Annotated in this window: 26 protein-coding genes and 1 pseudogene; 8 read left to right on the top strand and 19 right to left on the bottom strand. The window is 60.9% G+C overall.

Features of this window, described 5'->3' with window-relative positions; translation table 11 throughout:
- The first annotated feature begins 120 nt into the window (after positions 1–120).
- Both pabB and LOY42_RS09275 read left to right on the top strand, forming a co-directional pair.
- Positions 121–1,464: an aminodeoxychorismate synthase component I gene (gene pabB / locus LOY42_RS09280; RefSeq protein ID WP_258600352.1), complete on the top strand. Its 1,344-nt coding sequence runs from the start codon at positions 121–123 to the stop codon at positions 1,462–1,464.
- Positions 1,465–1,577: 113 nt separating this feature from the next.
- The gene (locus LOY42_RS09275) at positions 1,578–2,312 is read left to right on the top strand and encodes a phosphoadenylyl-sulfate reductase (RefSeq protein ID WP_139669924.1); all 735 of its coding nucleotides are present in this window, start codon (positions 1,578–1,580) and stop codon (positions 2,310–2,312) included.
- A gap of 37 nt (positions 2,313–2,349) precedes the next feature.
- Here the strand turns inward: LOY42_RS09275 and cysB are convergent, their stop codons facing one another.
- The 3 genes from cysB to LOY42_RS09260 form a co-directional block, all read right to left on the bottom strand.
- Positions 2,350–3,324: an HTH-type transcriptional regulator CysB gene (gene cysB / locus LOY42_RS09270; RefSeq protein ID WP_011533140.1), complete on the bottom strand. Its 975-nt coding sequence runs from the start codon at positions 3,322–3,324 to the stop codon at positions 2,350–2,352.
- Positions 3,325–3,450: 126 nt separating this feature from the next.
- Complete coding sequence (locus LOY42_RS09265) at positions 3,451–3,948, bottom strand: universal stress protein (RefSeq protein ID WP_139669922.1); 498 nt, start codon at positions 3,946–3,948, stop codon at positions 3,451–3,453.
- 95 nt (positions 3,949–4,043) lie between these two features.
- Positions 4,044–5,012, bottom strand: coding sequence for a putative 2-dehydropantoate 2-reductase (locus LOY42_RS09260; RefSeq protein ID WP_139669920.1), 969 nt, complete (start codon positions 5,010–5,012; stop codon positions 4,044–4,046).
- Between the two features lie 259 nt (positions 5,013–5,271).
- Here LOY42_RS09260 and LOY42_RS09255 point away from each other — a divergent pair, with 259 nt between their 5' ends.
- Positions 5,272–6,348, top strand: coding sequence for a 3-deoxy-7-phosphoheptulonate synthase (locus LOY42_RS09255; protein WP_011533136.1), 1,077 nt, complete (start codon positions 5,272–5,274; stop codon positions 6,346–6,348).
- 62 nt (positions 6,349–6,410) lie between these two features.
- Here LOY42_RS09255 and LOY42_RS09250 read toward each other — a convergent pair whose 3' ends face one another.
- Complete coding sequence (locus LOY42_RS09250) at positions 6,411–6,692, bottom strand: GNAT family N-acetyltransferase (protein ID WP_031315036.1); 282 nt, start codon at positions 6,690–6,692, stop codon at positions 6,411–6,413.
- A gap of 490 nt (positions 6,693–7,182) precedes the next feature.
- On the opposite strand from LOY42_RS09250, the gene oprI reads away from it, so the two are divergent.
- Complete coding sequence (gene oprI, locus LOY42_RS09245; protein WP_003259780.1) at positions 7,183–7,434, top strand: outer membrane lipoprotei OprI; 252 nt, start codon at positions 7,183–7,185, stop codon at positions 7,432–7,434.
- Between the two features lie 229 nt (positions 7,435–7,663).
- Here oprI and LOY42_RS09240 read toward each other — a convergent pair whose 3' ends face one another.
- The 3 genes from LOY42_RS09240 to LOY42_RS09230 form a co-directional block, all read right to left on the bottom strand.
- Positions 7,664–8,638 (bottom strand): L,D-transpeptidase family protein, encoded by a 975-nt coding sequence (locus LOY42_RS09240; RefSeq protein ID WP_198753923.1) that lies wholly within the window; start codon positions 8,636–8,638, stop codon positions 7,664–7,666.
- 95 nt (positions 8,639–8,733) lie between these two features.
- Complete coding sequence (locus LOY42_RS09235; RefSeq protein WP_102683256.1) at positions 8,734–9,015, bottom strand: hypothetical protein; 282 nt, start codon at positions 9,013–9,015, stop codon at positions 8,734–8,736.
- 58 nt (positions 9,016–9,073) lie between these two features.
- On the bottom strand, positions 9,074–9,679 hold the full coding sequence (locus LOY42_RS09230; protein ID WP_173862436.1) for an arylesterase: 606 nt from the start codon (positions 9,677–9,679) through the stop codon (positions 9,074–9,076).
- A 10-nt stretch (positions 9,680–9,689) separates the two neighbouring features.
- Between LOY42_RS09230 and LOY42_RS09225 the strand changes: the two genes are divergently transcribed.
- Positions 9,690–10,373, top strand: coding sequence for an ABC transporter ATP-binding protein (locus LOY42_RS09225; RefSeq protein WP_139669916.1), 684 nt, complete (start codon positions 9,690–9,692; stop codon positions 10,371–10,373).
- Entirely contained in the window at positions 10,373–12,880 is a 2,508-nt protein-coding gene (locus tag LOY42_RS09220) for an ABC transporter permease (protein WP_139669914.1), read from the top strand. Before LOY42_RS09225 ends, LOY42_RS09220 begins: the two co-directional genes overlap by 1 nt.
- Before the next feature lie 19 nt (positions 12,881–12,899).
- On the opposite strand, the gene LOY42_RS09215 is transcribed toward LOY42_RS09220, so the two are convergent.
- Positions 12,900–14,102, bottom strand: a complete 1,203-nt coding sequence (locus tag LOY42_RS09215; protein WP_139669912.1) for an MFS transporter — start codon at positions 14,100–14,102, stop codon at positions 12,900–12,902.
- A 233-nt stretch (positions 14,103–14,335) separates the two neighbouring features.
- Between LOY42_RS09215 and LOY42_RS09210 the strand changes: the two genes are divergently transcribed.
- A complete protein-coding gene (locus LOY42_RS09210; protein ID WP_139669911.1) occupies positions 14,336–15,796 on the top strand; it encodes a PLP-dependent aminotransferase family protein in 1,461 nt (486 codons plus the stop codon).
- On the opposite strand, the pseudogene LOY42_RS09205 reads toward LOY42_RS09210, so the two are convergent.
- Positions 15,772–16,050: pseudogene (locus LOY42_RS09205) on the bottom strand (GreA/GreB family elongation factor); the annotation flags it as partial. The gene LOY42_RS09210 and the pseudogene LOY42_RS09205 overlap by 25 nt on opposite strands.
- 461 nt (positions 16,051–16,511) lie before the next feature.
- Between LOY42_RS09205 and greB the strand changes: the two are divergent.
- Positions 16,512–16,997, top strand: a complete 486-nt coding sequence (gene greB, locus LOY42_RS09200) for a transcription elongation factor GreB (RefSeq protein WP_139669909.1) — start codon at positions 16,512–16,514, stop codon at positions 16,995–16,997.
- Here the strand turns inward: greB and LOY42_RS09195 are convergent.
- The 10 genes from LOY42_RS09195 to LOY42_RS09150 all read right to left on the bottom strand — a co-directional run bounded on the left by LOY42_RS09195 (position 16,893) and on the right by LOY42_RS09150 (position 24,770).
- Complete coding sequence (locus LOY42_RS09195; RefSeq protein WP_139669907.1) at positions 16,893–17,330, bottom strand: NAD(P)-dependent oxidoreductase; 438 nt, start codon at positions 17,328–17,330, stop codon at positions 16,893–16,895. The two genes, greB and LOY42_RS09195, sit on opposite strands and share 105 nt — an antisense overlap.
- A 246-nt stretch (positions 17,331–17,576) precedes the next feature.
- Positions 17,577–17,993, bottom strand: coding sequence for a GNAT family N-acetyltransferase (locus tag LOY42_RS09190; protein ID WP_258600342.1), 417 nt, complete (start codon positions 17,991–17,993; stop codon positions 17,577–17,579).
- Entirely contained in the window at positions 17,954–19,312 is a 1,359-nt protein-coding gene (locus LOY42_RS09185) for a hypothetical protein (protein ID WP_258600340.1), read from the bottom strand. The genes LOY42_RS09190 and LOY42_RS09185 overlap by 40 nt, the downstream gene beginning before the upstream one ends.
- Positions 19,313–19,329: 17 nt before the next feature.
- A complete protein-coding gene (locus LOY42_RS09180; RefSeq protein ID WP_258600338.1) occupies positions 19,330–20,115 on the bottom strand; it encodes a class I SAM-dependent methyltransferase in 786 nt (261 codons plus the stop codon).
- 113 nt (positions 20,116–20,228) lie between these two features.
- On the bottom strand, positions 20,229–20,450 hold the full coding sequence (locus tag LOY42_RS09175; protein WP_139669903.1) for a hypothetical protein: 222 nt from the start codon (positions 20,448–20,450) through the stop codon (positions 20,229–20,231).
- A 192-nt stretch (positions 20,451–20,642) separates the two neighbouring features.
- Positions 20,643–21,215, bottom strand: a complete 573-nt coding sequence (locus tag LOY42_RS09170; protein ID WP_258601135.1) for a ThiF family adenylyltransferase — start codon at positions 21,213–21,215, stop codon at positions 20,643–20,645.
- Positions 21,216–21,227: 12 nt separating this feature from the next.
- Positions 21,228–21,575: a hypothetical protein gene (locus LOY42_RS09165; RefSeq protein WP_258600335.1), complete on the bottom strand. Its 348-nt coding sequence runs from the start codon at positions 21,573–21,575 to the stop codon at positions 21,228–21,230.
- A 705-nt stretch (positions 21,576–22,280) separates the two neighbouring features.
- Positions 22,281–22,589, bottom strand: coding sequence for a hypothetical protein (locus tag LOY42_RS09160; protein ID WP_046854898.1), 309 nt, complete (start codon positions 22,587–22,589; stop codon positions 22,281–22,283).
- Between the two features lie 227 nt (positions 22,590–22,816).
- Entirely contained in the window at positions 22,817–23,251 is a 435-nt protein-coding gene (locus tag LOY42_RS09155) for a DoxX family protein (RefSeq protein WP_102683246.1), read from the bottom strand.
- A gap of 112 nt (positions 23,252–23,363) precedes the next feature.
- Positions 23,364–24,770, bottom strand: a complete 1,407-nt coding sequence (locus tag LOY42_RS09150; RefSeq protein ID WP_139669899.1) for a transglycosylase SLT domain-containing protein — start codon at positions 24,768–24,770, stop codon at positions 23,364–23,366.
- Between the last annotated feature and the right edge of the window lie 57 nt (positions 24,771–24,827).

The raw sequence follows: 24,827 nt of genomic DNA, 5'->3' as shown, positions 1-24,827 counted from the left end.
GCAAGCCCGCTCCCACGACCCCGTCTTTGCGCAACATCTAAATGTCGCTGCCAGCGCTAGGCGCATCCCCCCCACAGGTCTACAATCGCCCTCCTCGCTTTTTCATCGCCGTCCACTCTGATGCCGACCTGTACGCTGCACCCCCTGCCCTACCAGCCCGACCCCGCCTTCTACTTCGAACGCCTGCGCCGCGCGCCCGGCGCGATCCTGCTCGACAGCGCCCGCCCAAGCGCCGAACGGGGTCGCTACGACCTGCTCAGCGCCTGGCCCCTGCAACAGCTGCAGGCACGCACCGATGAAAACGGCCAGGCTTATCTGCAACGCCTGCGCCAGTCATTGGTGGACCTGGGGGAAGCCCAACTGCCCGACGGCATCGAACTGCCCTTCGCCGGCGGCTTGATCGGCTACCTGAGCTACGATTTCGGCCGGCGCCTGGAGCATCTGCCCGCCTTGGCGGCCGACGACCTCAAGCTGCCTGATGCGCAGCTCGGGCTGTATGCGTGGGCATTGGTGACCGACCATCGACTGGGCAGCAGCCAACTGGTGTTCCACCCCAGCCTGCCCCAAGCCGAACGGCAGCGCCTGATCGCGATCTTCGAAGCCAGCCCCTCGGCCGAATCGACTGACTTTCAGTTGCTCGCGCCGATGACCGGCGATCTTCACGCCGCGCAGTACCGGGCAGCGTTCGACCAGGTCCAGCGCTACATCCAGGCCGGCGACTGCTATCAGATCAACCTTACCCAACGCTTCCGCGCCCCATGCCAGGGCGACCCGTGGCACGCCTACCAGGCCCTGCGCGCCGCCTGCCCAACGCCTTTCTCCGGCTACCAGCAGCTGGATGAAGGCACGGCGCTGCTGAGCTTCTCACCCGAGCGCTTCATCCGTGTCAGCCAGGGCGAGGTCGAGACCCGCCCGATCAAGGGCACTCGGCCGCGCTCCGCCGACCCGCGCGAGGACGCCCGCAACGCCGCCGAATTGCTGGCCAGCGCCAAGGACCGCTCGGAAAACCTGATGATCGTCGACCTGCTGCGCAACGATATCGGTCGCACCTGCCAGACCGGCTCGGTGAAGGTCCCGGAACTGTTCAGCCTGGAGAGCTACCCCAACGTCCATCACCTGGTCAGCAGCGTGGTCGGCCAGCTGGCCGCCGACAAGGACGCCCTGGACCTGATCGCTGGCAGCTTCCCCGGCGGCTCGATCACCGGCGCCCCGAAGATCCGCGCCATGCAGATCATCGACGAGCTGGAGCCGACGCGCCGGGCGCTGTACTGCGGCTCGCTGCTGTACCTCGACGTGCGCGGCGAGATGGACAGCTCGATCGCCATCCGCAGCCTGTTGGTCAAGGACGGCCAGGTCAGTTGCTGGGGCGGTGGCGCGGTGGTGGCCGATTCGGATTGGCAGGCCGAATACGAAGAGTCGATCGCCAAGGTGCGCGTGCTGATGGAAACGCTGCAAGCCTTGTAGAACTCCGTTGGAGCGGGCTTGCCCCGCGATCGCAAGGCGTCTGCCCCGCCATTTTTTGTTACCATCTGACCACTACGAGCGCACAGCGCCACTCACCCGATGGAAACCGCCTGATGAGCCAACCCTTCGACGTCGCCGCCCTGGCCGCGACCTACGCCAGCAAGTCCCCGCAGGAGATCCTCAAGCTCGCCTTCGAACACTTCGGCGACGACCTGTGGATCTCCTTCAGCGGTGCCGAGGATGTGGTGCTGGTGGACATGGCCTGGAAACTGAACAAGCAGGTCAAGGTGTTCAGCCTCGATACCGGTCGCCTGCACCCGGAAACCTACCGCTTCATCGACCAGGTGCGCGAGCAGTACAACCTGCCGATCGAAATCCTCAGCCCGGACCGCACCAAGCTCGACCCGTTCGTCAAGGAAAAGGGCCTGTTCAGCTTCTACAAGGACGGCCACGGCGAGTGCTGCGGCATCCGCAAGATCGAGCCGCTGCGCCGCAAGCTGGCCACCGTCAGCGCCTGGGCCACCGGCCAGCGCCGCGACCAGAGCCCGGGCACCCGCAGCCAAGTGGCTGCGTTGGAGATCGACAGCGCTTTCTCCACCCCCGAACACCCCCTGTACAAGTTCAACCCCCTGGCGCAGATGACCAGCGAGGAAGTCTGGGGCTACATCCGCATGCTCGAGCTGCCCTACAACAGCCTGCATGAGCGCGGCTTCATCAGCATTGGTTGCGAGCCGTGCACCCGCCCGGTGCTGCCGAACCAGCATGAGCGCGAAGGACGTTGGTGGTGGGAGGAGTCGACCCAGAAGGAATGCGGGCTGCACGCCGGCAACCTGATCAGCAAGGCATAAACGACTGGGGCCGCAAAGCGGCCCCAGTTATTTCAGGTCAGTGCACCGGCAACTCGACGCCCTCGAACAGCTCTTCGAGCTCCTGCTTGTTATGACACTGGATCGCCTTGGCCATCACCTCACGGGTCAGGTGCGGGGCGAACTTCTCGATGAAGTCGCACATGAAACCACGCAGGAAGGTGCCGCGACGGAAACCGATCTTGGTGATGCTGGCTTCGAACAGTTCGCTGGCATCCAGGCACACCAGGTCGCTGTCGAGCTTCGGGTCCACCGCCATCTTGGCCACGATACCCACGCCCAGGCCCAGGCGCACATACGTCTTGATCACGTCGGCGTCGGCCGCGGTGAACACCACCTTCGGTGTCAGGCCACGGTGGTTGAACGCCTCGTCGAGCTTGGAGCGACCAGTGAAGCCGAATACATAGGTGACGATCGGGTACTCAGCCACCGCCTCCAGGGTCAGCTTAGGCAGCTTGGTCAGCGGGTGCCCCTGAGGCACTACCACGCAACGGTTCCACTTGTAGCACGGCATCATGATCAGGTCGCCGAACAGCTCCAGCGCCTCGGTGGCGATGGCAAAATCGACGGTGCCGTCAGCCGCCATCTCGGCGATCTGCATGGGCGAGCCCTGGTGCATGTGCAGGGCGACTTCCGGGTATTGCTTGATGAAATTGCTGATCACCGGCGGCAGCGCATAGCGCGCCTGGGTGTGGGTGGTGGCGATCGACAGGGTGCCCTTTTTCTCGTTGGAGAATTCCTGGGCGATCTGCTTGATGCTCTCGACCTTGCGCAGGATCTCGCCGGCAGTATTGATGATGCGCTCGCCCGCCGGGGTGACACGGGTCAGGTGCTTGCCGCTGCGGGCGAAGACTTCGACGCCCAGCTCATCCTCGAGCAGGCGGATCTGCTTGCTGATCCCGGGCTGGGAGGTATAGAGGCTCTGCGCCGTCGCGGAAACGTTGAGGTCATGGTGCGCCACTTCCCAGATGTAGCGCAGTTGCTGAAGCTTCATAGATATCCCTCAAAGGCGGTAGGTCACCGGCGCGCCGGCAGCAACGAGTTATAACTATATTAGTGGCTAGAGAAATAAATCTAGAACTATTTTGTTACGTTCGCAGGAAAAAACCTACCGCCACACTCACACCTTCCTACGCCCAAGATGCTGGGCCAACGGCACCATGTACACCGGCACCGGCGACAGCTGCAGCAGCCGCACCGCCGTGCGACCGATCGGCACGTCCACCCCGGCCCCTGCGCTGTGGCTGCCAAAGATCAGCAAGTCGACCGCCAGGCGCTGGGCCTGTTCAAGGATCACCTGCGCCGGGTCGCCTTGACGCACCCGTACCGCACGGATCAGCGCCAGATCGGCGACCTCGCCCAGTTCCTCGCGAAAGTTTTCCAGCACCCGCTGCTCGATATTGGCCATGACCGTAGTCACGCCCTCACTGTGCAATGCATCGAGAGTCTGCTCATCGAGGTAGCTCTGCAGCAAGGATTCGGCGAACTGGCCCATGGGCTCCACGGCATGGATCACATACAGCTCCGCGTTGAAGGTCCGCGCCAGGACCAAGGCGTGCTGCATGACGAAGGGCGCGTAAACACCGAGGTCTGTAGCGAACAGCATGGAACGGATCATTCGACCTCCTCGACTGCCGCTTCGGCAGAGCAAGCTTGAGCTTAGCAGCGCCATGGGCCGTCGCCTGGCCGTCCGGCGCACAGCCGCTGCGGCTTTCAGGCCTGCCGGTTACGCCGGTCGAGAAACGCCAGTGCCTGGTACAACGCCTCCATGCGCGGCAACTCGCACCCCGCCGCGCGTGCGCGGGCCAAGGGCTCGGCGTAGATCGCCTGCAGCTCCAGCGGCCGCTGCAAGGCATGGTCGTGATACATGCTTGGCCAATAGTCCGGCATCTTTTCGGTAACCCGGAACAGGTGTTCGGCATAGCCTTGCGGCAACTCAAGGCCACAGGCCCTGGCGCCGGCCACCACTTCCGCCATCAGAGCCTGGATCAGCGCACGGCTGTCGGCATCGCCCATCAGGGGTGTGGTGCTGGCCTGCAGCAGCACCGAAAGGCCGTTGTAGGGCACATTCCACACCAGCTTCTGCCAACGCGCCTGGTCGAGGTCGGCCATGGCCTGGGAGTCGATGCCCGCGGCCCGGAACAGGGCCGCGCCCTCCTCCACCACTACCGCTGCGTCACCCTCACCCTGTGCGGGGCCACTGTGATAGCCCAGGTTCACCGCGCCCAACGACTGGTGACGAATCACCCCGGGGCGCTCGCGGTTGACACAGATGAAGCACAGCCCACCCAGCAGGTGCATGTCCGGACGCAAGGCCGGGCGCAGTTGCTCCTCGACCCCAAGGCCATTCTGCAGCAAGACCACTCTGGCCTGCGGCGCTGCGGCTTGCACGATCAAGGGCGCCAGCTCGGCATTGTTGGTGGCCTTGGCCCCCACCAGCAGCCAGTCGCAAGGCGGCATGTCGGCGGCAGAGGCGTAGGCCTGCACGGGCATGCGCACCTGACCATGCACGGCGCTGTCGAGCTGCAGCCCCTGCTTATGCACGGCCTGGTACTCACTGCGCAACAGAAAGTGCACGTCGAAGCCGGCGCGGGCGAGCATCAGGCCATAGAAGCCACCGATTGCGCCGCTGCCAATGATGCCGATACGGGGATTGCCAACCTGAGGGTCGAGGGACGCCATGCCGTGCTCCTGGTCAAGAGTCATTGTTATGGGTCAGCACTATACGCAGGTGTTGCTGCCACGGTGAAATCGTCCCGCCAGGCCGCAAGCTCGCGCCCAAATGCCGCTTGGCGGGCAAAAACCCCGTATCGACGGGGCCCAGCCCATTGTCGCGCCCCCGCTAACGCGCTAAGGTTCGGCCTCCCCGCTGCGAACAATCTGCTGCTGGGCCGCACGGGGATTGCTGGCGGCCGGCACCCGTGACCTGACGAGTAACACGATGGCTGATTTACCGATCGATGACCTTAACGTTGCCTCCAACGAGACCTTGATCACCCCTGATCAGCTCAAGAAGGAAATCCCCCTCAGCGCCAAGGCCCTGCAGACCGTGACTGCCGGCCGTGAAGTGGTGCGCAATATCCTCGACGGCAAGGACCATCGCCTGTTCGTCGTGGTCGGCCCGTGCTCGATCCACGACATCAAGGCCGCCCACGAGTACGCCGAGCGCCTGAAGGTATTGGCCGAGGAAGTTTCCGATACCCTGTACCTGGTCATGCGCGTGTACTTCGAGAAGCCACGCACCACCGTCGGCTGGAAAGGCCTGATCAACGACCCGTACCTCGATGACTCGTTCAAGATCCAGGATGGCCTGCACATCGGCCGCCAGCTGCTGCTGGACCTGGCCGAGAAGGGCCTGCCCACCGCCACCGAAGCGCTCGACCCGATCTCCCCGCAGTACCTGCAGGACTTGATCAGCTGGTCGGCCATCGGCGCACGCACCACCGAATCCCAGACCCACCGCGAGATGGCCTCCGGCCTGTCCTCGGCGGTCGGCTTCAAGAACGGTACCGATGGCGGCCTGACCGTGGCGATCAACGCCCTGCAGTCGGTGTCCAAGCCGCACCGCTTCCTGGGCATCAACCAGGAAGGTGGCGTGTCCATCGTCACCACCAAGGGCAACGCCTACGGCCACGTGGTGCTGCGCGGCGGCAACGGCAAGCCCAACTATGACTCGGTGAGTGTCGCCCTGTGCGAACAGGACCTGGCCAAGGCGAAGATCAAGCCGAACATCATGGTCGACTGCAGCCACGCCAACTCCAACAAGGATCCGGCCCTGCAGCCGCTGGTCATGGAGAACGTGGCCAACCAGATCCTCGAAGGCAACCAGTCGATCATCGGCCTGATGGTCGAGAGCCACCTGAACTGGGGCTGCCAGGCCATTCCGAAGAACCTCGACGAGCTGCAGTATGGCGTGTCGGTCACCGACGCCTGCATCGACTGGGCCGCCACCGAGAAGACCCTGCGCAGCATGCACGCCAAGCTCAAGGATGTGCTGCCCAAGCGTCAGCGCGGCTGAGAAATCGCGCAAACGAAAACGCCGGGCAATGCCCGGCGTTTTCATGTGTGCGTGCTGCCAGGTCAGGCCTTGCTCGAATGACGTTGCTGGCGCTCCATGTAGCGCTCCACATAAGAGCACGACGGGATGACCGTATAGCCCATCTGCTCGGCGTACTCCAGGGCCTTTTCGGTCAGCGCGGCGGCAATCCCGCGCCCGCGCAGGGCGTTGGGAACGAAGGTGCGATAGATGTCCAGCGTCTGCTTGCCCAGGTCCATGTACGTCAGGTACGCCCGGTGACCGTCCACGGTGGTCTCGAACTGATGACCGGCCTGGTCATGGTGGATGGTCAGCGTTTCGCTCATCACTACTCCTCGCAGGTCTTGTCGGCAGACCCATACCTTACCGATGTGGTTTATCCGGCGGAGGAACCTCCACGCCACCTGTGCCCCTTGGACAGCAGCACGATTTGGATCGTTCTGCGTCGATGGCACCCTCAAATAGTAGGCGGCGCCAGCAAGAATGCTCAAGCTGCCCTGAATGAAAATGCTGACAGCAACGCCTGCACCGCCTGGCAACAGCATCCGGATGTTGTAGGGCTAAGACGCTGACAGACAGTTAAAGTCACCCTTAGTTCAACAAAAAAGTTCCTGTACTACAATCGCTTGCGAACGCTGCCCATGGTTTTCACACTTTGTTTACAAACCCTGTCGCCAGAGCCCTCGGCAGCATTTTTTTTGCAGTTCTTGCGCTCAGTCAGTTTACTTACTACAAGTAATGGGTACTATGTACGCCGGCCAGTTTCTCTTTTCCGAGAGATGGCTATTTAATAGAAAGTCCTTGAAGGGGAACACGATGAACAACGTTCTGAAATTCTCTGCTCTGGCTCTGGCCGCAGTTCTGGCTACCGGTTGCAGCAGCGTATCCAAAGAAACCGAAGCTCGCCTGACTGCTACCGAAGACGCAGCAGCTCGCGCCCAGGCTCGTGCAGACGAAGCCTACCGCAAAGCTGACGACGCTCTGGCAGCTGCTCAGAAGGCTCAGCAGACCGCTGACGAAGCCAACGAGCGCGCTCTGCGTATGCTGGACAAAGCCAGCCGCAAGTAATAATCCTCACGGATTGTTATGGAGCCGACCCACTTGTGGGTCGGCTTTTTTATTGCCTCGAAGAAAGCCTGTTGCTGCAAGGCCAAACAACAGGGGCCGCCTTGCGTCCCATCGCGGGGCAGGCCCACTCCTACAGCGCAGCGCACGCCTACCTGTAGGAGCGGGCTTGCCCCGCGATGGGCCGCAAGGCGACCCCTAAGTGCCCCGCTAGTTAACGGCGGGTAATCGCTTACTGCAATTCCGGTGGAATGCTCGACACCATCGGCGCGCTTGCACCATTGGCAGGCACGGCGATCTCGACCGGCATGCCATCTTCGGCGGCGACCACATCGCGAACCATGTCCCAATTCATGCGCAAGTTGTTGGCCAGGTCTTCACGCTTGAGCAGCGCGTTGATGACGGCGGTGTGCTTGTCGACCACCGACGGATTGCCTTGATCGTCCAGCGGCGTGTGGGCTTCCAGATAGACTTTGCCAGCACTGATACCGAACTTGTACGGCTCGTTGATGATACGTACCGGGGTGCCCACCGGGACCATCTTCGACAGCGTCAGCACATTGTTGTTGAGCATGCGGAAGCAACCGTGACTGGTGCGCATGCCGATACCGAACTTCTTGTTCGAGCCATGGATCAGGTAGCCCGGCACCCCAAGGGTGAACTTGAACGGCCCCAACGGGTTGTCCGGCCCGGCCGGCACCACGGACGGCAGGATGTCGCCATCGGCGGCGTGCTCGGCACGGATCGAGGCCGGCGGGGTCCAGGTCGGATTAGGTGTCTTGGCGGTGATCTTGGTGTTCGCGATCGGCGACCCCCAACCCTCGCGACCAATACCCAGCGGGAAGGTATGCACCACGTTCTGCCCTTTCGGGTAGTAGTAGAGGCGGTACTCGGCCAGGTTGATGACAATGCCTTCGCGCGGCCCCGGCGGCAGGATGTAGCGGGTCGGCAGGATGATCTCGGTACCGGCGCCCGGCAGCCACGGGTCGACGCCGGGGTTGGCGGCGATCATCTCCAGGTAGCCAAGGTCGTTGGCGGTGCCGATATCGGCGAAAGTGTCTTCGTACTTGGCCTGGATGGTGTGGACCTGACCGACGACGTCCTCACCGGGGGGTGGCAACGGCAGTTCCAGCGCAACAGCGGGGCCTGTCGCCAGCAAGGCGGCCAGGGTCAGGCTACGGGTGACGGCGGGAAAGCGCGGCAACATCCGGGAAATCCTTCGAAAGGTCAGTCAAGGGAATCGATTGTACACCCGCGCCGAAACAAGCGGGAGGCGCAAGCATTTCAGATGATGAAAGGCGCTCAGAGTTCCGGCCACACCGGGCGCATGCCACGCCGCTGAGCATCGAGGATTGCCTTGCACAACTCACACAGGCGCTCGTCACGGTAGATGGCCCGCTCGACACTCGACCAGCGCGGCTGCGCGGGCAGCAGGCCACCGCACAAGGTGCGGTCGACAGGCACGCCGAGCTCGAGCTGGCGGGCGGCGAGGTGGATGCGCACTTCCTGGCAGGCAAACAGGTCGAGCTGCTCGTCGGGCTCGATCAGTTGGTAGGCGTACAGGGACCAGGCAGGGCGCGGCATCGGGGGCACTCGAAACGGGGGGCGCAACATTAGCCGAAAGCGGCCCCCGATAAAAGCATCACAGCAAGGGTTTTATCGCCGGCCAGGCATTTTCCAGCAAGCGCTGCTGGGCGGCGGCTGCAGGGTGGATGCCATCGGCCTGCATCAGCTCCGGCACCCCGCCCACGCCTTCCAGGAAAAACGGCACCAGCGGCACCTTTTTCTCCGTGGCCAGTTGCTCGTAGACCTGGGCGAACGCCGTGGTGTAGCGCACACCGTAGTTGGGGGGCAGGCGCATGCCCAGCAGCACGACCTTGGCCCCCGCATCGCGGGACTGGTCGATCATTGCCGCAAGATTCTGTTGCAATTGCTGCGGTGGCTGCCCGCGCAGGCCATCGTTGCCACCTAACTCCAGCACCACCAGGTCCGGCTTGTGCGCTGCAAGCAGCGCCGACAGCCGCGCCTGGCCGCCCGCGCTGGTGTCGCCGCTGATGGAGGCATTGACCACCTGGTCGTCAAAACCCTCCTTGCGCAGTTGCTGTTGCAGCAGGTTGACCCAACCCTGACGGGTATCCAGGCCAAAACCGGCGCTGATACTATCGCCCACGACCAGCAATGTTCCCGCTGCCGCGCCCTGGGCCAGGCAACACAGGGCCAGACCGGCACTCAACCACCACATTCGCATCGGATTCTCCATGAGCCCCAGCATTCTCGTTGCGCAGAACCTTAGCAAAGTGGTCCCCAGCACGGAAGGCGACCTGACCATCCTCCACGCCCTCTCCCTCGACCTCGCCCAAGGCGACAGCCTGGCCATCGTCGGTGCCTCCGGTTCCGGCAAGTCCACGCTGTTGGGCCTGCTCGCCGGGCTCGACCGGCCGAGTGCCGGCAAGGTGATACTGGCCGGACACGACCTCGGCCCCCTCGACGAGGACCAGCGCGCCCGGGTGCGCGCCGAGCACGTCGGCTTCGTGTTCCAGTCGTTCCAACTGCTCGACAGCCTCAACGCCCTGGAGAACGTCATGCTGCCGCTGGAGCTCGACGGTCGCCGCGATGCCCGCGAGCACGCTCGCGATCTGCTCGAGCGGGTCGGCCTGGGCAAACGCCTGAGCCACACGCCGCGCCAGCTCTCCGGCGGCGAGCAGCAGCGGGTGGCGATCGCCCGCGCCTTCGCCGCGCAACCGGCCGTGCTGTTCGCCGACGAGCCCACCGGCAACCTCGACAGCCACACCGGCGAGCGCATCAGCGACCTTTTGTTCGAACTGAACCAGGAGCGCGGCACGACACTGGTGCTGGTAACCCACGACGAACGCCTGGCCAAGCGCTGCCGCCGCCTGATCCGCCTGGATGCCGGACGCCTGGTGACGCCCCTGGAGCCCTGATGACCCGCCTATCGTTCCCACGCCTGTGCACCCTTGCTCTGCGCCAGTTGCTGCGTGACGCGCGTGCCAGCGAAGTCCGCGTGCTGTTCTTCGCCCTGCTGGTTGCGGTGGCGGCCAGCACCGCCATCGGCTACTTCGGCGCTCGCCTGAACGGCGCCATGCAGTTGCGCGCCAGCGAGTTCCTCGGCGCCGACCTGGTCCTGCAGGGCAGTGCCCCACCCGCCGCGCAGCAGATCGCCAGCGGCACCGCGCTGGGCCTGCGTCATGCGCGGGTGGTGGAGTTCACCAGCGTGGTTGGCGGCGACAGCGGCATCCAGCTTTCCAGCATCAAGGCGGCCGACTCCGCCTACCCGCTGCGCGGCCAATTACGCAGCGCCCCGGCGCCCTATACCGCAGAGACGCCCGGTGGCGGCCCGGCGCCGGGAGAGGCCTGGGTCGAACCGCGCCTGCTCGCGGCGCTCGGCCTGGCCATCGGCGACAGCATCGACGTCGGCATGAAGACCCTGCGCATGAGCCGCGTGCTGACCTACGAGCCCGACCGCGCCGGCAACTTCTACAGCCTGACCCCTCGGGTGCTGATGAACCTCGCCGACCTGGACGCCACCGGCGTCATCCAGCCGGGCAGCCGGGTCAGCTACCGCGACCTGTGGCGCGGTGATATCGACGCCTTGCAAACGTACCGGCAGGCGGCGGAAAAAAGCCTGGCCGCCAACCAGCGCCTGCTCGACACTCGCGACGGTAACCGGCAGATCGGCGGCGCACTGGGCAAGGCCGAGCGTTACCTGAACATGGCGAGCCTGGTGGCGGTGCTGCTGGCCGGCGTCGCCGTGGCCTTGTCGGCCAGCCGCTACGCCGCGCGGCGCCTGGATGCCAGTGCCCTGCTGCGCTGCCTGGGCCTGTCCCGGCATCAGGCCCTTGGCCTTTACAGCCTGCAACTGGCAATGCTCGGTGTCGCCGCCGCAGTCATCGGCGCACTGCTCGGCTGGCTCGCCCAGCTGGGGTTGTTCCGCCTGCTCGAAGGGCTGCTACCCAGCCAGGTGCCGCCCGGTGGCCTCACCCCGGCGCTGGCCGGCATCGGCACCGGATTGGTAGCCCTGGCCGGCTTCGCCTTGCCGCCCCTGGCAGCCCTGGGTCGCGTGCCGCCGCTACGGGTCCTGCGCCGCGACCTATTGCCACTGCCACCGAGCAGCTGGTTGGTGTACGGCGCCGCACTGCTCGCCCTGGGCCTGATCATGTGGCGCCTGAGCCTGGACTTGCTGCTGACCTTCGCCCTGCTCGGCGGCGGGCTGATCGCCGCCTTGCTGCTGGGGGGTTTACTGTTGCTCGGCCTGCGCAGCCTGCGCCGGTTGCTGGCCGGCGCGCCGCTGGCCTGGCGGCTGGGGCTCGGGCAGTTGCTGCGTCACCCGCTGGCCGCCGCCGGCCAGGCCCTGGCCTTCGGCCTGATCCTCCTGGCAATGGGCCTGGTCGCCCTGCTGCGGGCGGAACTGCTCGACACCTGGCAGGCGCAGTTGCCCAAGGACGCGCCGAATCATTTCGCCCTGAACATCCTGCCCGATGAGCGCCAGCCGTTCGCCGAGCGCCTGGCCCAGATCAACGCCACCGCCGCGCCGCTGTACCCGGTGATTCCCGGCCGCCTGACCCATATCAACGAGCAGCCAGTGCGCCAGCTGGTCAGCAAGGAGTCCACTGGCGAGCGCGCCATCCAGCGTGACCTCAGCCTGACCTGGGCCGCCGAGCTGCCCCAGGGCAATGCCCTGAGCGCCGGCCAATGGTGGCAGCAGGCACCCGCCAACGATGAAGCCCCTGGGGTTTCCGTGGAGGCGGAGCTGGCGCAGAGCCTGCACCTGCAACTGGGCGACCTGCTGACCTTCGATATCGGCGGCCAGCAACGCCAGGCCCGGGTCAGCAGCCTGCGCAGCGTGCATTGGGACAGCTTCCAGCCAAACTTCTACATGATCTTCCAGCCGGGCACCTTGCAAGGCCTGCCCACCACCTACCTCACCAGCTTCTACCTGGCGCCGGGCCACGACCAGGAAATCGTCGCGCTGTCCCGGGCGTTCCCGGCGGTGACCGTGCTGCAGGTCGATGCGCTGCTCGCCCAGCTGCGCAGCATCCTCGCCCAAGTCACCCTGGCGGTGGAGTACGTGCTGTTGTTCGTGCTGGCTGCGGGGCTGGCGGTACTGTTTGCCGGCCTGCAGGCGACCCTCGACGAACGCATCCGCCAAGGTGCCCTGCTGCGGGCCCTGGGAGCGGCACGCCCGCTGCTGGTAAAGGCACGACGCATCGAGTTCGGCCTGCTCGGCGCCGCCAGTGGCCTGCTCGCGGCACTCGGCTGCGAGCTGATCACCTTCGGCCTGTACCGCCATGCCTTCGACCTGGCCTGGGCGCCGCACCCGGCGCTGCTCCTGTTGCCGCTGCTGGGCGCGCTGCTAATCGGCGCCGCCGGTGGCTATGGCACTCGGCGGGCACTGAACAGCAGCCCGCTGACCGTGCTGCGCGAAGGTTGAGCCCTGTGCAGGCCAGGGTTCAGGGCTGGCTGGCCTGTAGGCGGCCGCGCAGGCGCAGCCGGCCCACCACCCCCGCCATGAGTACTATCGGGGCAGCGACGGCGATCGCCAGATGGTTCAGGTCCAGCGGCGGGATGCAACTGAGGAACAGTGAGTACAGGGCGCCGGCCATCATCTGCAGAAAGAAGAACTGCCCCGACGACATGCCGACGTCCTGGCTGACGCAACGCAACAACCCTGCCTGCGTGATCGGAATGACCATACCGGTACAGACCAGCAGCGCGATTATCGGCAGCAGGAACACCAGCGTCCCCGGCCCCACCAGCAGCAGCCCCAGTGACAGGCTGATGCAACCTCCCAAGCCGATCATCGCGGCGAGCGCCAGCAGCGCGTCCAGGTCGTGGGTCTGGCTCAGGCGCCGCGCGATGGTGCTGCCCGCCACATAGCCACAGGCACAGGCGCCGATCAGCGCGCCATACTCCAGCTCACTGAAACCCAGCACCTGCTGGAAGGCATGGGACGACGACGACAGCAGCGCGAAGTAGCTCATCCACACCAGGCTGATGCAGGCCGCATTGCGCCGATAGCCAGGGTTGCCCATATTGCGCCGGTACACGCGCCAGATGGCGCCAACCGAGCCGATCGGCTGCCCGCCGCCTGCCGTGGGCCGGGTAAGTCCGACGAACACCAGCAACACCAGCAGGTTGAATGCGCCGGCACACACCAGCACCCCGCGCCACCCCAGCTCAGGCAGCACAGCACCGGCCAGCAATGGCACCACGCAAGGCGTGACGGCAGTGGCCGAGGCCAGGGTGCTCAGAACCGGCAGACATTGCGCTTCGGGGTACACCTCCCTGACGACCAGGCGTGTGGTCACGGTACTGACGCAGCCGCCCAGCGATTGCAGCAATCGGCCGAGGATGAACAGAGTGAAGCCCTCGGCGCTGGCCGCCAGCAAGGCGCCGACCAACGCCAGCGCCAGCCCGCCCAACTGCACGGCCCTGGGGCCGAACCGATCGGAAAGCAGTCCGGCCATGATCACCGATACGGCGTAGCCGACCATATACACCACAAGCGTGTTCTGCACGCTCGCCACCCCCACATGAAGGTCCTGAGCCAACCGCGCCGATGCCGGCACCATCACGCCCAGCCCCACCTGGGGCACCATCACGGCGCTCAAAAGCGCCAGGGTCAACCAGGGACTCGCGCTCGACGCACTCATGCCAGCATCACCTGTTCGTGGTGCGGGGCCAGCAACATGGGCAACAACTGCAGAACCGTCATGACTCGTTGACTCCTGACAAAGAATGAATACCGGTTCCGTCTGTGCCTGAACGCACAATGGAATCGGGCGCGCTTCTTTGCGCACCGCAACAAACTGTTACGTGGATTGAGCTTAGGGATTGCGCTGGCTACCATGAAGGTCCATTAAGCCTTCCTGCATGTGGACCACTTATGGCCAGAGGCAAACAACCGCTTGCCCTTGACCTTGCCCTGCCGTTCGAGCTGTCCGCCAAACCTTCGGCCCGCAAGCACCAGCTGCTCTATGCCTTCCTGCAAGATCTGCTCGCCGGTGGCCATCTGGCGCCCGGCACACGCTTGCCCTCCACCCGCACCCTCGCCCAGCGGTGGGGAGTGGCGCGGGGCACCGTCGAGCTGGTTTTCGAACAACTCGCCCTGGAAGGTTGCATCCTGCGCCGACAAGGCGCGGGCTCAGTGGTCGCACCGCTGCGTCCCGATGCGCTGATCGCGGCCAACGACCAGCCCCTGGCCACGCTCGCTTGCCCCCGCGAGCCCGCGCCTTGCGCCAGCCCTGCCGCCCTGCCAGAAGCCTGGCTGCAGACGGGCGTGCCCTTCGTCGCCCGGCTGGCAGACCCGACGCTGCTTGAACAGCGTCATCTGCAACTGGCCGCCGATGCCCTTGCGGCGATCACCGAGAGCGTTCCGCACGCGGGTGACAGGTTGCTGCGCAAGGCTATCGCAACTCACATCCGCCTTTATCGGGGCATAGAGTGCGACGTCGAGGATATCGTCGTGACCCAGGGCATTCGCCACACACTGCACTTCATCAGCCAGTGGCTGGATAAGGACAACGCCATCGCCCTGGAGGATCCGGGCTACTCCTGGGCCGCACGCATGTTCGAACAGACCGGCAGGCGGGTGATCTGCGTCGCCGTGGACCAGGCTGGCCTGGACGTAGAACAACTGGCCAGGCACGACAACGTCCGCGCAGTGCACACCACCCCCGCGCACCAGGCTCCGCTGGGCATCTGCATGAGCGTCCAGCGACGCCAGGCGCTGCTGGACTGGGCACAGACCCGAGATGCCTACATCGTCGAGGATGATTACGACAGCGAATACAACTATGCCTGCGCGCCACTGCCGGCGATCAAGGCGCTCGACCAGCATGACCGGGTGCTGTTCTGCGGCAGCTTCAACAAGACATTGTTCAGCGGGCTGAGGGTGGGCTTCGCGGTTGTACCGCGAACCTTGCGCGCACGGCTCATCGACTGGCTGGCGGCAACGGGGCAGACGCCGGGGATCATCGCCCAGCGGACGGTGTGCCAGTATCTGCTGCGCGGTCACTATGAACGGCACCTGCGCATCGCAAGGCAGACCTACCAACGCCGCCGGGACCTGCTGCTCGAGCGTCTCGCGGCAGAGCCAGGCATGACCGTCAGCGGCGAGCAATCCGGCCTGCACTTCGTCCTCTGGTTGCCCAACGGCGTCGGTGAGCAGGCGTTCTGCGAGCGGGCCCGGCAATGCGGGCTGGTGTTGCAGCCGATCGGTCTGTTCTGCCGCAAACACACCTGGCCCGCCGGCGTGCTGATCGGTTATGCAGCGCTCACCGATGAGCAGATCGCAGCAGCGGCACAAGTGCTGGTAGAGGTCTATCGGGCATCGCTACCCGGGTAGCTGATGCGGTTGACGTACCAGGTTGCCTCACCCGGGGTGGTGTGCACCACCACCTCGTCGCCCTCCTCCTTCTTGAGCAACGCCCGGGCCATGGGCGAGTCGATGGAGATATAGTCGTTGCGCCCGTGGATCTCGTCATAGCCGACGATGCGAAAGCGCAACGAGTACTCGACCACCTTGACGTCTTCCAGGCGCTTGCGCAGGTAACGCACGCGGCGGTCGATCTCGCGCAGCAGCTTCTTGTTGTACTGGTATTATCACCCCAACCCCAGAACAGCATTAGCGATCCAACCAAGCAGCACTTCCACACTGGACGTACCCCGCACCTGCCGAATCCATCCAAGCAGCCTGAGGCGGCTTCACCCTGCCCGCATATTCTGGTGCACCAGAGAGATCAAGGAGGGAGAACTGTTAAGCCCACCTTTGCAGCAACAGACGAACACCCATTCAGCAGCTCCGTTCGCCCCAAACAACCGGTCTCATGGCAAAGCCGCTGCGTCACTCAAGAAGCGGCGCCTCAGAAGCCACCCGGAAAGTCCTAGGCATAGGCCCTAAGTACTGCCCTATCGGAAGCTGTTCAAACAGCAATCCAAGGCGTGGTAGTCTCGCTTGGATTTGACTTGGATCATCATCTCGGCGGCGATTGCCTAAGGACATCTCCTGGCGGCCGTCCCCATTGATCCAGGTGCCACCGTATCTGTATCAGGAGTAGAGGTTGCCGACCAACATCATCACCAGAGAAGGGCACGCTGCTCTGAAGGCTGAACTAGACCACCTCTGGCACACCTACCGTCCCGAAATCACTCAGAAGGTTACCTGGGCCGCCTCTCTAGGGGATCGGAGTGAGAACGCGGATTACCAATACAACAAAAAGCTTCTTCGAGAGATTGATCGTCGGATCAGATACCTCCGGAAGCGGTTGGAGGACATCCGGGTTGTCAACTATGCCCCCGAGCAAGAGGGCAAAGTCTTCTTTGGCGCCTGGGTTGAGATCGACAATGAAGATGGTGAGAGCAAGCGATTCCGAATCGTCGGGTACGATGAGATCTACGGTCGGAAGGACTACATCTCGATTGATTCCCCCATGGCCCGCGCCCTACTGAAGAAAGAGGAAGGGGACGAGGTCGTGGTGCAGACTCCGACGGGCGAAGCGACTTGGTTCATCGCTAGCATTTCCTACGAACAGCCTGCCCACGGGTAGCCCCTTCCACCAGGATTCGGCAGCCTTGCTTGCACCACGGGGGAGCCAGCGCCTACAAACAGGCCGGACAGGATCGGTTGTCAGCAAAGATCGATCCTCGAAGGCAATTTGGCCCGCCTGAAGCGCGCTCAACAACGCTTGCTGATCAACCAAACCACTGCGGGCGGTATTGATCAACCACGCATGGGGCTTCATTCGCTGCAGCTCAGCACGCCCCACGATGTTTCTGGAGCGCTCGCTGAGCACCCTATGGAGGGTAGCGATATCCGCCTGCTCAAAGAGGGTGTCCTTGCTGACCCGCGCCCCCAATGATCTGCCCGTCCAGGACGCCATCGAGCAGATCAGGCGCCTGGAAAATGGTTATGGCGCCTGAGAAATCTTCGTTCCAACAGATGAAGCAGAGAGAGACGATGGCTAATCGACCAGACTGAGCCGCCCCCAGCTTTGCGCCCCAAGGCTCTGGTCACACGCTGTTGGCCCGACCACCGCTTGATCGCTTAAGATCTATCAGGGCATCAAAGCCTCTTTGCTCGACAGGCCGTCTTTCAGCAGTGTTACTAACAACTCTGCGTCAAGCGGTTATAGAACCAACGCATATATATTTTGATCAAGAAACTCATCCCCTATACGCTCTGCTTTTTTAAGTGTGCCCTCATAACTGAAACCACAGCGCAATGCCAGCGCATTGCTTTTTCCATTTTTTACGGCAGCCTTGATAACGAAGCGGCATATCTGGCTTTTTTCCACATAAGTTTCAATCAGTTTTTTTACCGCAGCTGATAGAACGCCCTTCCCTTGCATATCAACATCCAACCAGTAACCTAAATAAGCGGTTTTATTCACGAGATCCATCGAATTAAAAGACAGAACACCGCAGGACTTACCTGACTCACAAAGTATATAAGTTTTGGAGATATCTTCTTGATGTTCCTTTGAGCATGAAATTAAAAATTCCTCTACGTCTTTCGGACATCTTGTGTTTCTAGGCCAGCGCATATAACTTTCAAAGTTTTTTTATTTTTTGTTATGAGTTCGAACAAGTCCTTAGCGTATGAAGGCTTAGCGTTGACCGAAGATAGAGCTTCTGTAATTTTAATGTCTTCGGATACGCAATAAATGTCGTCAAGCACCAGACAATTGGGCTTGGATGGCGACCGACATAAACCAAGACGTCTGTCGTCGTATTTATAAACCACAGGCTTACACCTGACCCACTGAGTCATAGTTTGAAGGTCATACGCTCCACACCCTTTTATAAGGAAATGATCATTTTCCTTGAGAGAAAACGTTTCCCCGAGAGCTGTAATATAATCCGCTTCGAAGCAATTAAAACCCACTAAGTACTGAGCGTGACGCGTCGGTGCTTCTGGAAAATTTGATACAGGTACGATCGAATGAGCCCACTGATGGATTGAGGGAACCCAGTTTGAAGCCACGTTTGTTTGGAGAAGCTCTATGCCATTACGCCACTTAGTACTAAAAACCCTACCGCAGAGATAGCCATAATCCTCACTGAGGCATCTACCCGGCTCAAAGATGTAACGCCAATGCTGATTTACTTGCCCAAACAATGCTTGAGCTTTTTGAGCGATTTCTTTAAAAAAAATATCAGCAGAGGGTGTTTTGATGTTGATATCTTTTGAGAATGAGTCTGCTGGAAAACCGCTTCCCAAGTCTAGTATTCCTCGCTCCGGCATATGTTTGACTAGGAAAGAAGCCCATAGCGCCAGCGTGTCAGTTATGGCTGTCGTCGCCGGCAGATTTGACCCAGCATTAAGATGAAATCCGACATGCTCTATGCACTCGTACCTGCGAAGGCAGGGCAAGAGAATTTCTTCAAACTCATTTGATTTACAGCCGAAGCGGGAATATCCAGTGTCTCGATAAAGATGCGATAAGCGAATTATGATCTGGCATTTCTTTCTGATGCTCGAACATATAGACCCTAGCCTCTCGACTTCACTAATGCTATCAACCTGCACCAGCACCTCGTGCTTAACAGCGAACAACAGTTCGTCATCGAGCTTAAGCGGGCCATCAAAAATTATTTGGTTGCTTTCAAAGCCTGCTTGTAACGCTAAATTGATTTCCTCTATTGAACAGGCCTCCACCCAGTAATGGTTATCTTTGAGCATTTGACAAAATGCCCCTAAATTACACGATTTCAACGAAGCCGCGAGCACGACCCCATCAAAGTGCTTTTTTGCAGAACGCATAAAGCTTTCCGCTTTCGCTCGGGCACTTTCAAGATCAAAAATGAAAAAAGGCCGATCAGGGCTGGCCTCCTCTAAGATATGATTCCGGACAGTCTCCATGAATCTTTCCGGGGGAGCTATTTGTGCCATGCCTGGAAAGCCACTCCTTGAAAATCTTTCTGAGCGTTCAAGCTTTTTCGAATTTCAAAAAAGTGACTATATAAAGCTTCTTGTTGATCCGTCGCCATAGCTCTAGTTCCAGGATTTTCTTGACATAAATAACGCCTTACACGCATTGCCAGTGCATCCTCACTTTCAGCAAACAGTTCGTACGTAAATTCGGAGCCGAGGGTAAATCCATGCCCCGTAAAAAATTCCTTCCAATAATCGTATGTCCAAGAGGGTTCTGGACGCCAGCCTAGTGCTTTCTCGACCGCATTTAGTATAAATTCCGGGGGCGTCAACCTGAAAAAAAAGTTTGAGATGCACAAGATTCCAGTATGCTTTAGAACTCGATGGCATTCTGACAATGCGCGCTGGCGATCCTGGATGAAACCAAAGTTACAACCACCTAGCACATGAGTGAATGACTCATTTTCGAATGGCAATGCGCAAGCATCGGCCACTAAGTATTGTAATTTATCGGTCGCATTTAGTTCGTTTGTTTTTTCATTAGCAACGCTGACTGCAGCACTACTTGTATCAATACCTACGGCCCGGCTTCCTACCTGCTCATAACAATACCTTGAACTAAATCCTGTAGAGCAAGCTAAATCTAGAAGATAAGAGCCAGAGGTAACAGTCGACGCTTCGATCAAATAGTCGAGCGCATGACTTGCACCAGGAGGTGTATTCTCTTGCTGCATGAATGCTACAAGATCAGGATAGGTCATAGAACTGAAGTCTACGCGTTTGGTGTTCACGAGATAATCTTCCGAGAAAGCATGATTAGAGATAGATGCGAAGACAAGCTTCGCATCTATTTAGAGTCAAGCTGGTGCAGATCCGCTTAAAGACCTACAGCTTTAGACGAGCTCTAATTGCACATCGAATGCTGGCGAGCACTCGGAAGTGTGCAGACGCTGGCAAGAGACTCCTTGAGTTGTTCATGTTTAGTAAAGGGTGCGACTGGTTGGCCCGCTGCATTGACTTGAAGCTGCGCCTCAGTCTCAACCGGTGCCGGTGGCAAAGCAGTAGCCTGTACGGCAGGCGAACTTGCCAAGATAACTGAAGCGATACCGAGCAATTTCTTATCCATGTTACATTCCTTTGTTTTCCGTGAGAACGATTATCGTTCCTGGTTGTGGTTGCGACTTATAGCTCTTTTGTCAAGCATCTTTTTAAAGTCGCGTAATAATTCTACCTCTTCCATGCAGACAGCTTAAAATGTTAACTCACTTCGCTTACTTGCCACTCCCTAAACACCGGATGGATAGTCAACCTTACAAGCTTACAGGATCATTCTAGAGCTATCCCAGCGCTCTATTCTGGATTCAAATCCTTTGAATGTGTGTGTTGCCAGTGCAGAAATCAAATTGCTGCTTAGCATCGACGCAAGACTGAAATTTACTGGGCCGTAGCTCGGCATTATGCCGCTTGGCAACCTTGTGAGTGGTGCCGATACGTCACGCCTGACGCTGGGCGCACGGTTTTTCGCATCGCCTGGATTAAATAGGAGCGATGTACTGAAGCAATGAAGATATCCACCAGATACAACGGGTATATCGAACTCCTCTGCGATAAAAACACCATCTCTCGCGAGAGCAGGAGGATCGTCAGCAGTTATAACAGCGCCTTGAACATCTGAAATAAGTTCCCTCAGCAACTCAAGTGAGCATGGTTTCACGTGAGTTACTACGCTCAGATTTTCAAACCTTGCAGTCAGCGCCTTCTTGAGCACGTCCACTTTATAGTTTCCTACATCTGCAAGCATCCAAAAGAGCTGGCGATTCAAGTTACTCTTTTCTACCACGCCATGATCGGTTAGTATTAGATTTCGTATACCCGCACCTGCTAACAGCATCGCCACTGAACTTCAGATTCCTCCACAACCAGCAATTATAATTTTGGAGTTTTTCAGTATTTCCATGTCGGCTATTACATCTGCACACTGGCGTGCAACACTCAAGAAGTAGCTCGTCGTTCTGCTGGTTACAGGATCTTGAAGAAGCTGCTTCACTTGTTCAATTTCATCGTGCGCACCCTGGATTAAAGCTCCACATTCCTTCAGGGCCTGCTCCAGCGATTGTTCGTCTCCACTTCTGAAACTCGAAATTCCTTTAGGGCCATTTATAATGGTCTCATCGGATTCCCGGGAAAACAGTACGGAGGGCGCAATAATGGCAACCGGCTTGCCGTGTTTGTAGTAAACTAAATCGTCCATGACTACCTCTTATCTCCGCATGACGCTTTTGAAATAAACGATTAGGAATGGGAAAATTTTAAGGCTGGTTCAGCTTTCATCTTTTTCCGGTAGTGGAGGCTTTCAAGGCCTGAGAAATCACTGGGAAGCTGGGTGAAGGGCTAATCAAGCGCACGCGGGACAAACCCAGCAGCTCTGATCTAGTTCGCGCCGTGCTGGAGCTGAAGGCCAGCGGCATGTCGAAAACAGAGGTGAGTCGAGCGCTTGATTTACCGGAAGCGACTGTCAGTTGTTATAGGCTCAAGAACTGCCTGGCTAGAAAGGGGTTTGTGGTCTTAGCGGTTCATTTCCAGCACACTTCACAAGAAGCGATGGTGCTGGCTGACAACATTCGCCAGTGGATCGAAGTGGGAGTTCCACCGCGGTAAATCGCAGTATTGATGCCTCGTCAGTTAGACGACTATGGCTCGGCCCTGATGGCGGAGCTTGTCAGGCGGGGCATTACTTCAAGGAATGACAGCGAGCTGCAGGACTTGCCAAAAGAGCCTGCAGGCCGGCTGATGATCGATTATCTCACCTGCCTGTATGGCAAAGGCCTGTCGGATGCCTGGGCGCGTCTGATGGACTTGTTCACGCCCTATGAGGAGGCCAGCGCATTCGCAGCAGGCGCAAGGCGCCCACCGAGAGACCGAGCTTAACGAAAAACGCCTGGCCGCGACACGCCGCTCAACGGCGGGTGATCAGGCCCTGGCGGGCGATGCGGGTGAGCTGGCCGATGACCTCGTCGGCATCCTGCGCCGCGGGGGCCTGGATCACGGCCAGGTCGAAGCGGTCGTTGCCATACTGATCGAGCTGGTCACAGCTGTCGGAGAACTGGATGAGGAAGGCACAAGCCTGGCCCTTGCGCCGGGAGAAGCCATCGAGATTGCGCAAAAGCGTGGGTTGATGCTGGCCGCCGAGCAGGATGCGCGGGGTACGGGAAGCCTGGTTCTTGGCCAGAGGGGTCAAACAGACACTGGTACGTGGGCAACTCATGGAGTCTCTCTCCGCCTCGCTGATCCCGCTGGGCAGCGGTGGGAGGCGTCACCGAACCAGCGCTTTAGCGGTATTTCGGATGACCCACCGGGGCCTCTCCTGCGCCCCGCAAGTAGCTGTTTAAATCGGCGCAATCGGTATGCTAGAGGGACACGCCGCAAGTTACAAGCTGCAAGTTGATCGCTTTGACCACTTGCAGCTTGAGGCTTGAAGCTTGCAGCTTTATTTCAGCGTGCGATCACATGGTCCAGCGACAGGCGGCCCGCGCCTTCGATCAGCACCGCCACGGTGCCGGCCAGCAGCGCCAGGGCGAACTCATAACCGTTGTTGGACATGAACAACCCGTTGCCGATATGCACCGAGAAGATCGCCACTACCAGGGTCACGCTTAGCGCCAGCGCAGCCGGGCGGGCCAAAAGGCCGACCACCAGCGCCAGGCCGCCAAAGAACTCGGCGCTACCGGACAGCAGGGCCATGAGGTAGCCCGGAGCCAGGCCGATGCTTTCCATCCACTGGCCGGTGCCTTCCAGGCCGTAGCCACCGAACAGGCCGAAGAGTTTCTGCGCGCCGTGGGCCATGAAGATGACACCGACCAGGATGCGCACGACGCTCAGGCCGTAGCCGGCGCGGGTGTTGAAAAGGGCTTTCAGGGAGTTGTTCATGAGGCGCTTCCTTGTTTGAGCGGGTGTGTGTTGGATGGGCGCCATCATAATCAAATCATCGAATAATAAAATCGCAAAAAACGCGCAATTAATATCGAATAATTTGATTTGATCAGCGCTTGGCCACCCGCTCCAGGGAGGCACGCTCGCGGTTGAACGCGAGGTAGTACTTGTTGACGCTGTTGACGAAACTCACCGGCCCCATGCCCACCTGCTCCATGGCGATACGCTCGGTCTGGAAGAACCACTGGTTGCCATTGAGTCCCCGTCGCCGGGCTTCGGCGCGCATGGCCTGGACCCGCTCCGGCCCGAGGTTGTAGGCGGCCAGGATGAACGCCATGCGCTCGCGCTCGTTGAGCTGGGGGCTGGCGAAGAACTTGCGGCGGATCAGCGCCAGGTAGCGGGCACTGGCCTGGACATTGCCATCCACCGTGGCGGTGTTGCTCACGCCTACCCGCTGGGCCGCCGACGGCGTGATCTGCATCAGCCCGTGGGCACCGCCGGTGCCACGCGCCTTGGGATCGAGGGTGGACTCCTTGAACGCCAGGGCGGCCAGGTTGAGCCAGTCGAACTGCTGGTCGCCGCCATGTTTCTGCAGCACCGGGCGCAACGCGGCCAAGCGTTGGCGGTCCTGGCGAGCCAAGGGGTTATGCACCCGGTACTGGCGCCGGTAGATGCGCTCGAACGCCGCGTCCTGGTTGCCGGGCGCACGGTAGGTGGCCAGGAAGCGGTCCACCGCCGCACGCAACATCGGCGCATCCTTGCGCAGATACCAGCGCATGGCCTGGGGCGGAGCCAGCTGCAGCTTGCTGTCGACCCGCAGGCGCGGCATCACCCGCGCCCAGCGCTGGGCGATGGGACGCTCCACCACGGTCAGCGGGTAGATGCCCGCCTGGACCATCTCCAGCACATCCTCCACCGCCAACGTCGGGTCGACCCACTCCACCTTGATCGGTGCCCGCTTGCGCAGCCCCAACTGCTGGTTGATCGCCTCGATCGCCGGCCCTGCGGCACTGGCGGTGGTCAGGGCGATGGTGCGGCCGGACAGCTGTTCGGCACGGTTGTAGCCGCGCTCGCCCTTGCGCCCGACCAGTTGCAAGGGAACCTGGTCGAGCACTGGCGCGCTGGCATCGACGCCGCGCACCACGCCAGGGTCGAGCAGTTCACCGGGCGCGGCAAGATCGCCCTCGCCGCGCTGCAGCGCACCAAGCAACTGTTCCTTGGCGCGGGGGATGATCTTCAGGGTGATTTCCTGGCCGTCGGCGACCCGGGCATTGAGGGCGTGCTCCAGGGCACGCAGGCGGTAGTACTCGATCCCGACCGGTTCACCCTTTACCTCGCCAGAGCTGTTGCGGCTCTGGTTGACCAACACCCGCAGCACCTTGCTCGAGCGGATCTGCGTCAGGTCACGGGCCTGGCTGGCAGGCACATGCTGCTGCGGCCCCGCCTCGCCGGCAGCGACCGGCCCGGCGGCCAGCAACCCGGACAGCAACAGGCTGGTGAAAAAGGTTCGCACCATGGCGGTAAGGGTCCGAGGGCGGTTGGCAGGCACCATGCGCTGTGATCGATCCGTGAT

Source organism: Pseudomonas sp. B21-023, from assembly GCF_024749165.1.
GTDB lineage: Bacteria > Pseudomonadota > Gammaproteobacteria > Pseudomonadales > Pseudomonadaceae > Aquipseudomonas.
Note: the sequence above shows the minus strand (reverse complement) of the source record. Positions and strands in the feature narration are given on the sequence as shown.

What these genes read in the sequence shown, in the direction of transcription:
- pabB (WP_258600352.1), top strand. Translation starts at nt 121, where the DNA reads ATGCCGACCTGTACGCTGCACCCCCTGCCCTACCAGCCCGACCCCGCC.
- LOY42_RS09275 (WP_139669924.1), top strand. Translation starts at nt 1,578, where the DNA reads ATGAGCCAACCCTTCGACGTCGCCGCCCTGGCCGCGACCTACGCCAGC.
- cysB (WP_011533140.1), bottom strand. Translation starts at nt 3,324, where the DNA reads ATGAAGCTTCAGCAACTGCGCTACATCTGGGAAGTGGCGCACCATGAC.
- LOY42_RS09265 (WP_139669922.1), bottom strand. Translation starts at nt 3,948, where the DNA reads ATGATCCGTTCCATGCTGTTCGCTACAGACCTCGGTGTTTACGCGCCC.
- LOY42_RS09260 (WP_139669920.1), bottom strand. Translation starts at nt 5,012, where the DNA reads ATGGCGTCCCTCGACCCTCAGGTTGGCAATCCCCGTATCGGCATCATT.
- LOY42_RS09255 (WP_011533136.1), top strand. Translation starts at nt 5,272, where the DNA reads ATGGCTGATTTACCGATCGATGACCTTAACGTTGCCTCCAACGAGACC.
- LOY42_RS09250 (WP_031315036.1), bottom strand. Translation starts at nt 6,692, where the DNA reads ATGAGCGAAACGCTGACCATCCACCATGACCAGGCCGGTCATCAGTTC.
- oprI (WP_003259780.1), top strand. Translation starts at nt 7,183, where the DNA reads ATGAACAACGTTCTGAAATTCTCTGCTCTGGCTCTGGCCGCAGTTCTG.
- LOY42_RS09240 (WP_198753923.1), bottom strand. Translation starts at nt 8,638, where the DNA reads ATGTTGCCGCGCTTTCCCGCCGTCACCCGTAGCCTGACCCTGGCCGCC.
- LOY42_RS09235 (WP_102683256.1), bottom strand. Translation starts at nt 9,015, where the DNA reads ATGCCGCGCCCTGCCTGGTCCCTGTACGCCTACCAACTGATCGAGCCC.
- LOY42_RS09230 (WP_173862436.1), bottom strand. Translation starts at nt 9,679, where the DNA reads ATGCGAATGTGGTGGTTGAGTGCCGGTCTGGCCCTGTGTTGCCTGGCC.
- LOY42_RS09225 (WP_139669916.1), top strand. Translation starts at nt 9,690, where the DNA reads ATGAGCCCCAGCATTCTCGTTGCGCAGAACCTTAGCAAAGTGGTCCCC.
- LOY42_RS09220 (WP_139669914.1), top strand. Translation starts at nt 10,373, where the DNA reads ATGACCCGCCTATCGTTCCCACGCCTGTGCACCCTTGCTCTGCGCCAG.
- LOY42_RS09215 (WP_139669912.1), bottom strand. Translation starts at nt 14,102, where the DNA reads ATGAGTGCGTCGAGCGCGAGTCCCTGGTTGACCCTGGCGCTTTTGAGC.
- LOY42_RS09210 (WP_139669911.1), top strand. Translation starts at nt 14,336, where the DNA reads ATGGCCAGAGGCAAACAACCGCTTGCCCTTGACCTTGCCCTGCCGTTC.
- LOY42_RS09195 (WP_139669907.1), bottom strand. Translation starts at nt 17,330, where the DNA reads ATGGCGTCCTGGACGGGCAGATCATTGGGGGCGCGGGTCAGCAAGGAC.
- LOY42_RS09190 (WP_258600342.1), bottom strand. Translation starts at nt 17,993, where the DNA reads ATGCGCTGGCCTAGAAACACAAGATGTCCGAAAGACGTAGAGGAATTT.
- LOY42_RS09185 (WP_258600340.1), bottom strand. Translation starts at nt 19,312, where the DNA reads ATGGAGACTGTCCGGAATCATATCTTAGAGGAGGCCAGCCCTGATCGG.
- LOY42_RS09175 (WP_139669903.1), bottom strand. Translation starts at nt 20,450, where the DNA reads ATGGATAAGAAATTGCTCGGTATCGCTTCAGTTATCTTGGCAAGTTCG.
- LOY42_RS09170 (WP_258601135.1), bottom strand. Translation starts at nt 21,215, where the DNA reads ATGCTGTTAGCAGGTGCGGGTATACGAAATCTAATACTAACCGATCAT.
- LOY42_RS09165 (WP_258600335.1), bottom strand. Translation starts at nt 21,575, where the DNA reads ATGGACGATTTAGTTTACTACAAACACGGCAAGCCGGTTGCCATTATT.
- LOY42_RS09160 (WP_046854898.1), bottom strand. Translation starts at nt 22,589, where the DNA reads ATGAGTTGCCCACGTACCAGTGTCTGTTTGACCCCTCTGGCCAAGAAC.
- LOY42_RS09155 (WP_102683246.1), bottom strand. Translation starts at nt 23,251, where the DNA reads ATGAACAACTCCCTGAAAGCCCTTTTCAACACCCGCGCCGGCTACGGC.
- LOY42_RS09150 (WP_139669899.1), bottom strand. Translation starts at nt 24,770, where the DNA reads ATGGTGCGAACCTTTTTCACCAGCCTGTTGCTGTCCGGGTTGCTGGCC.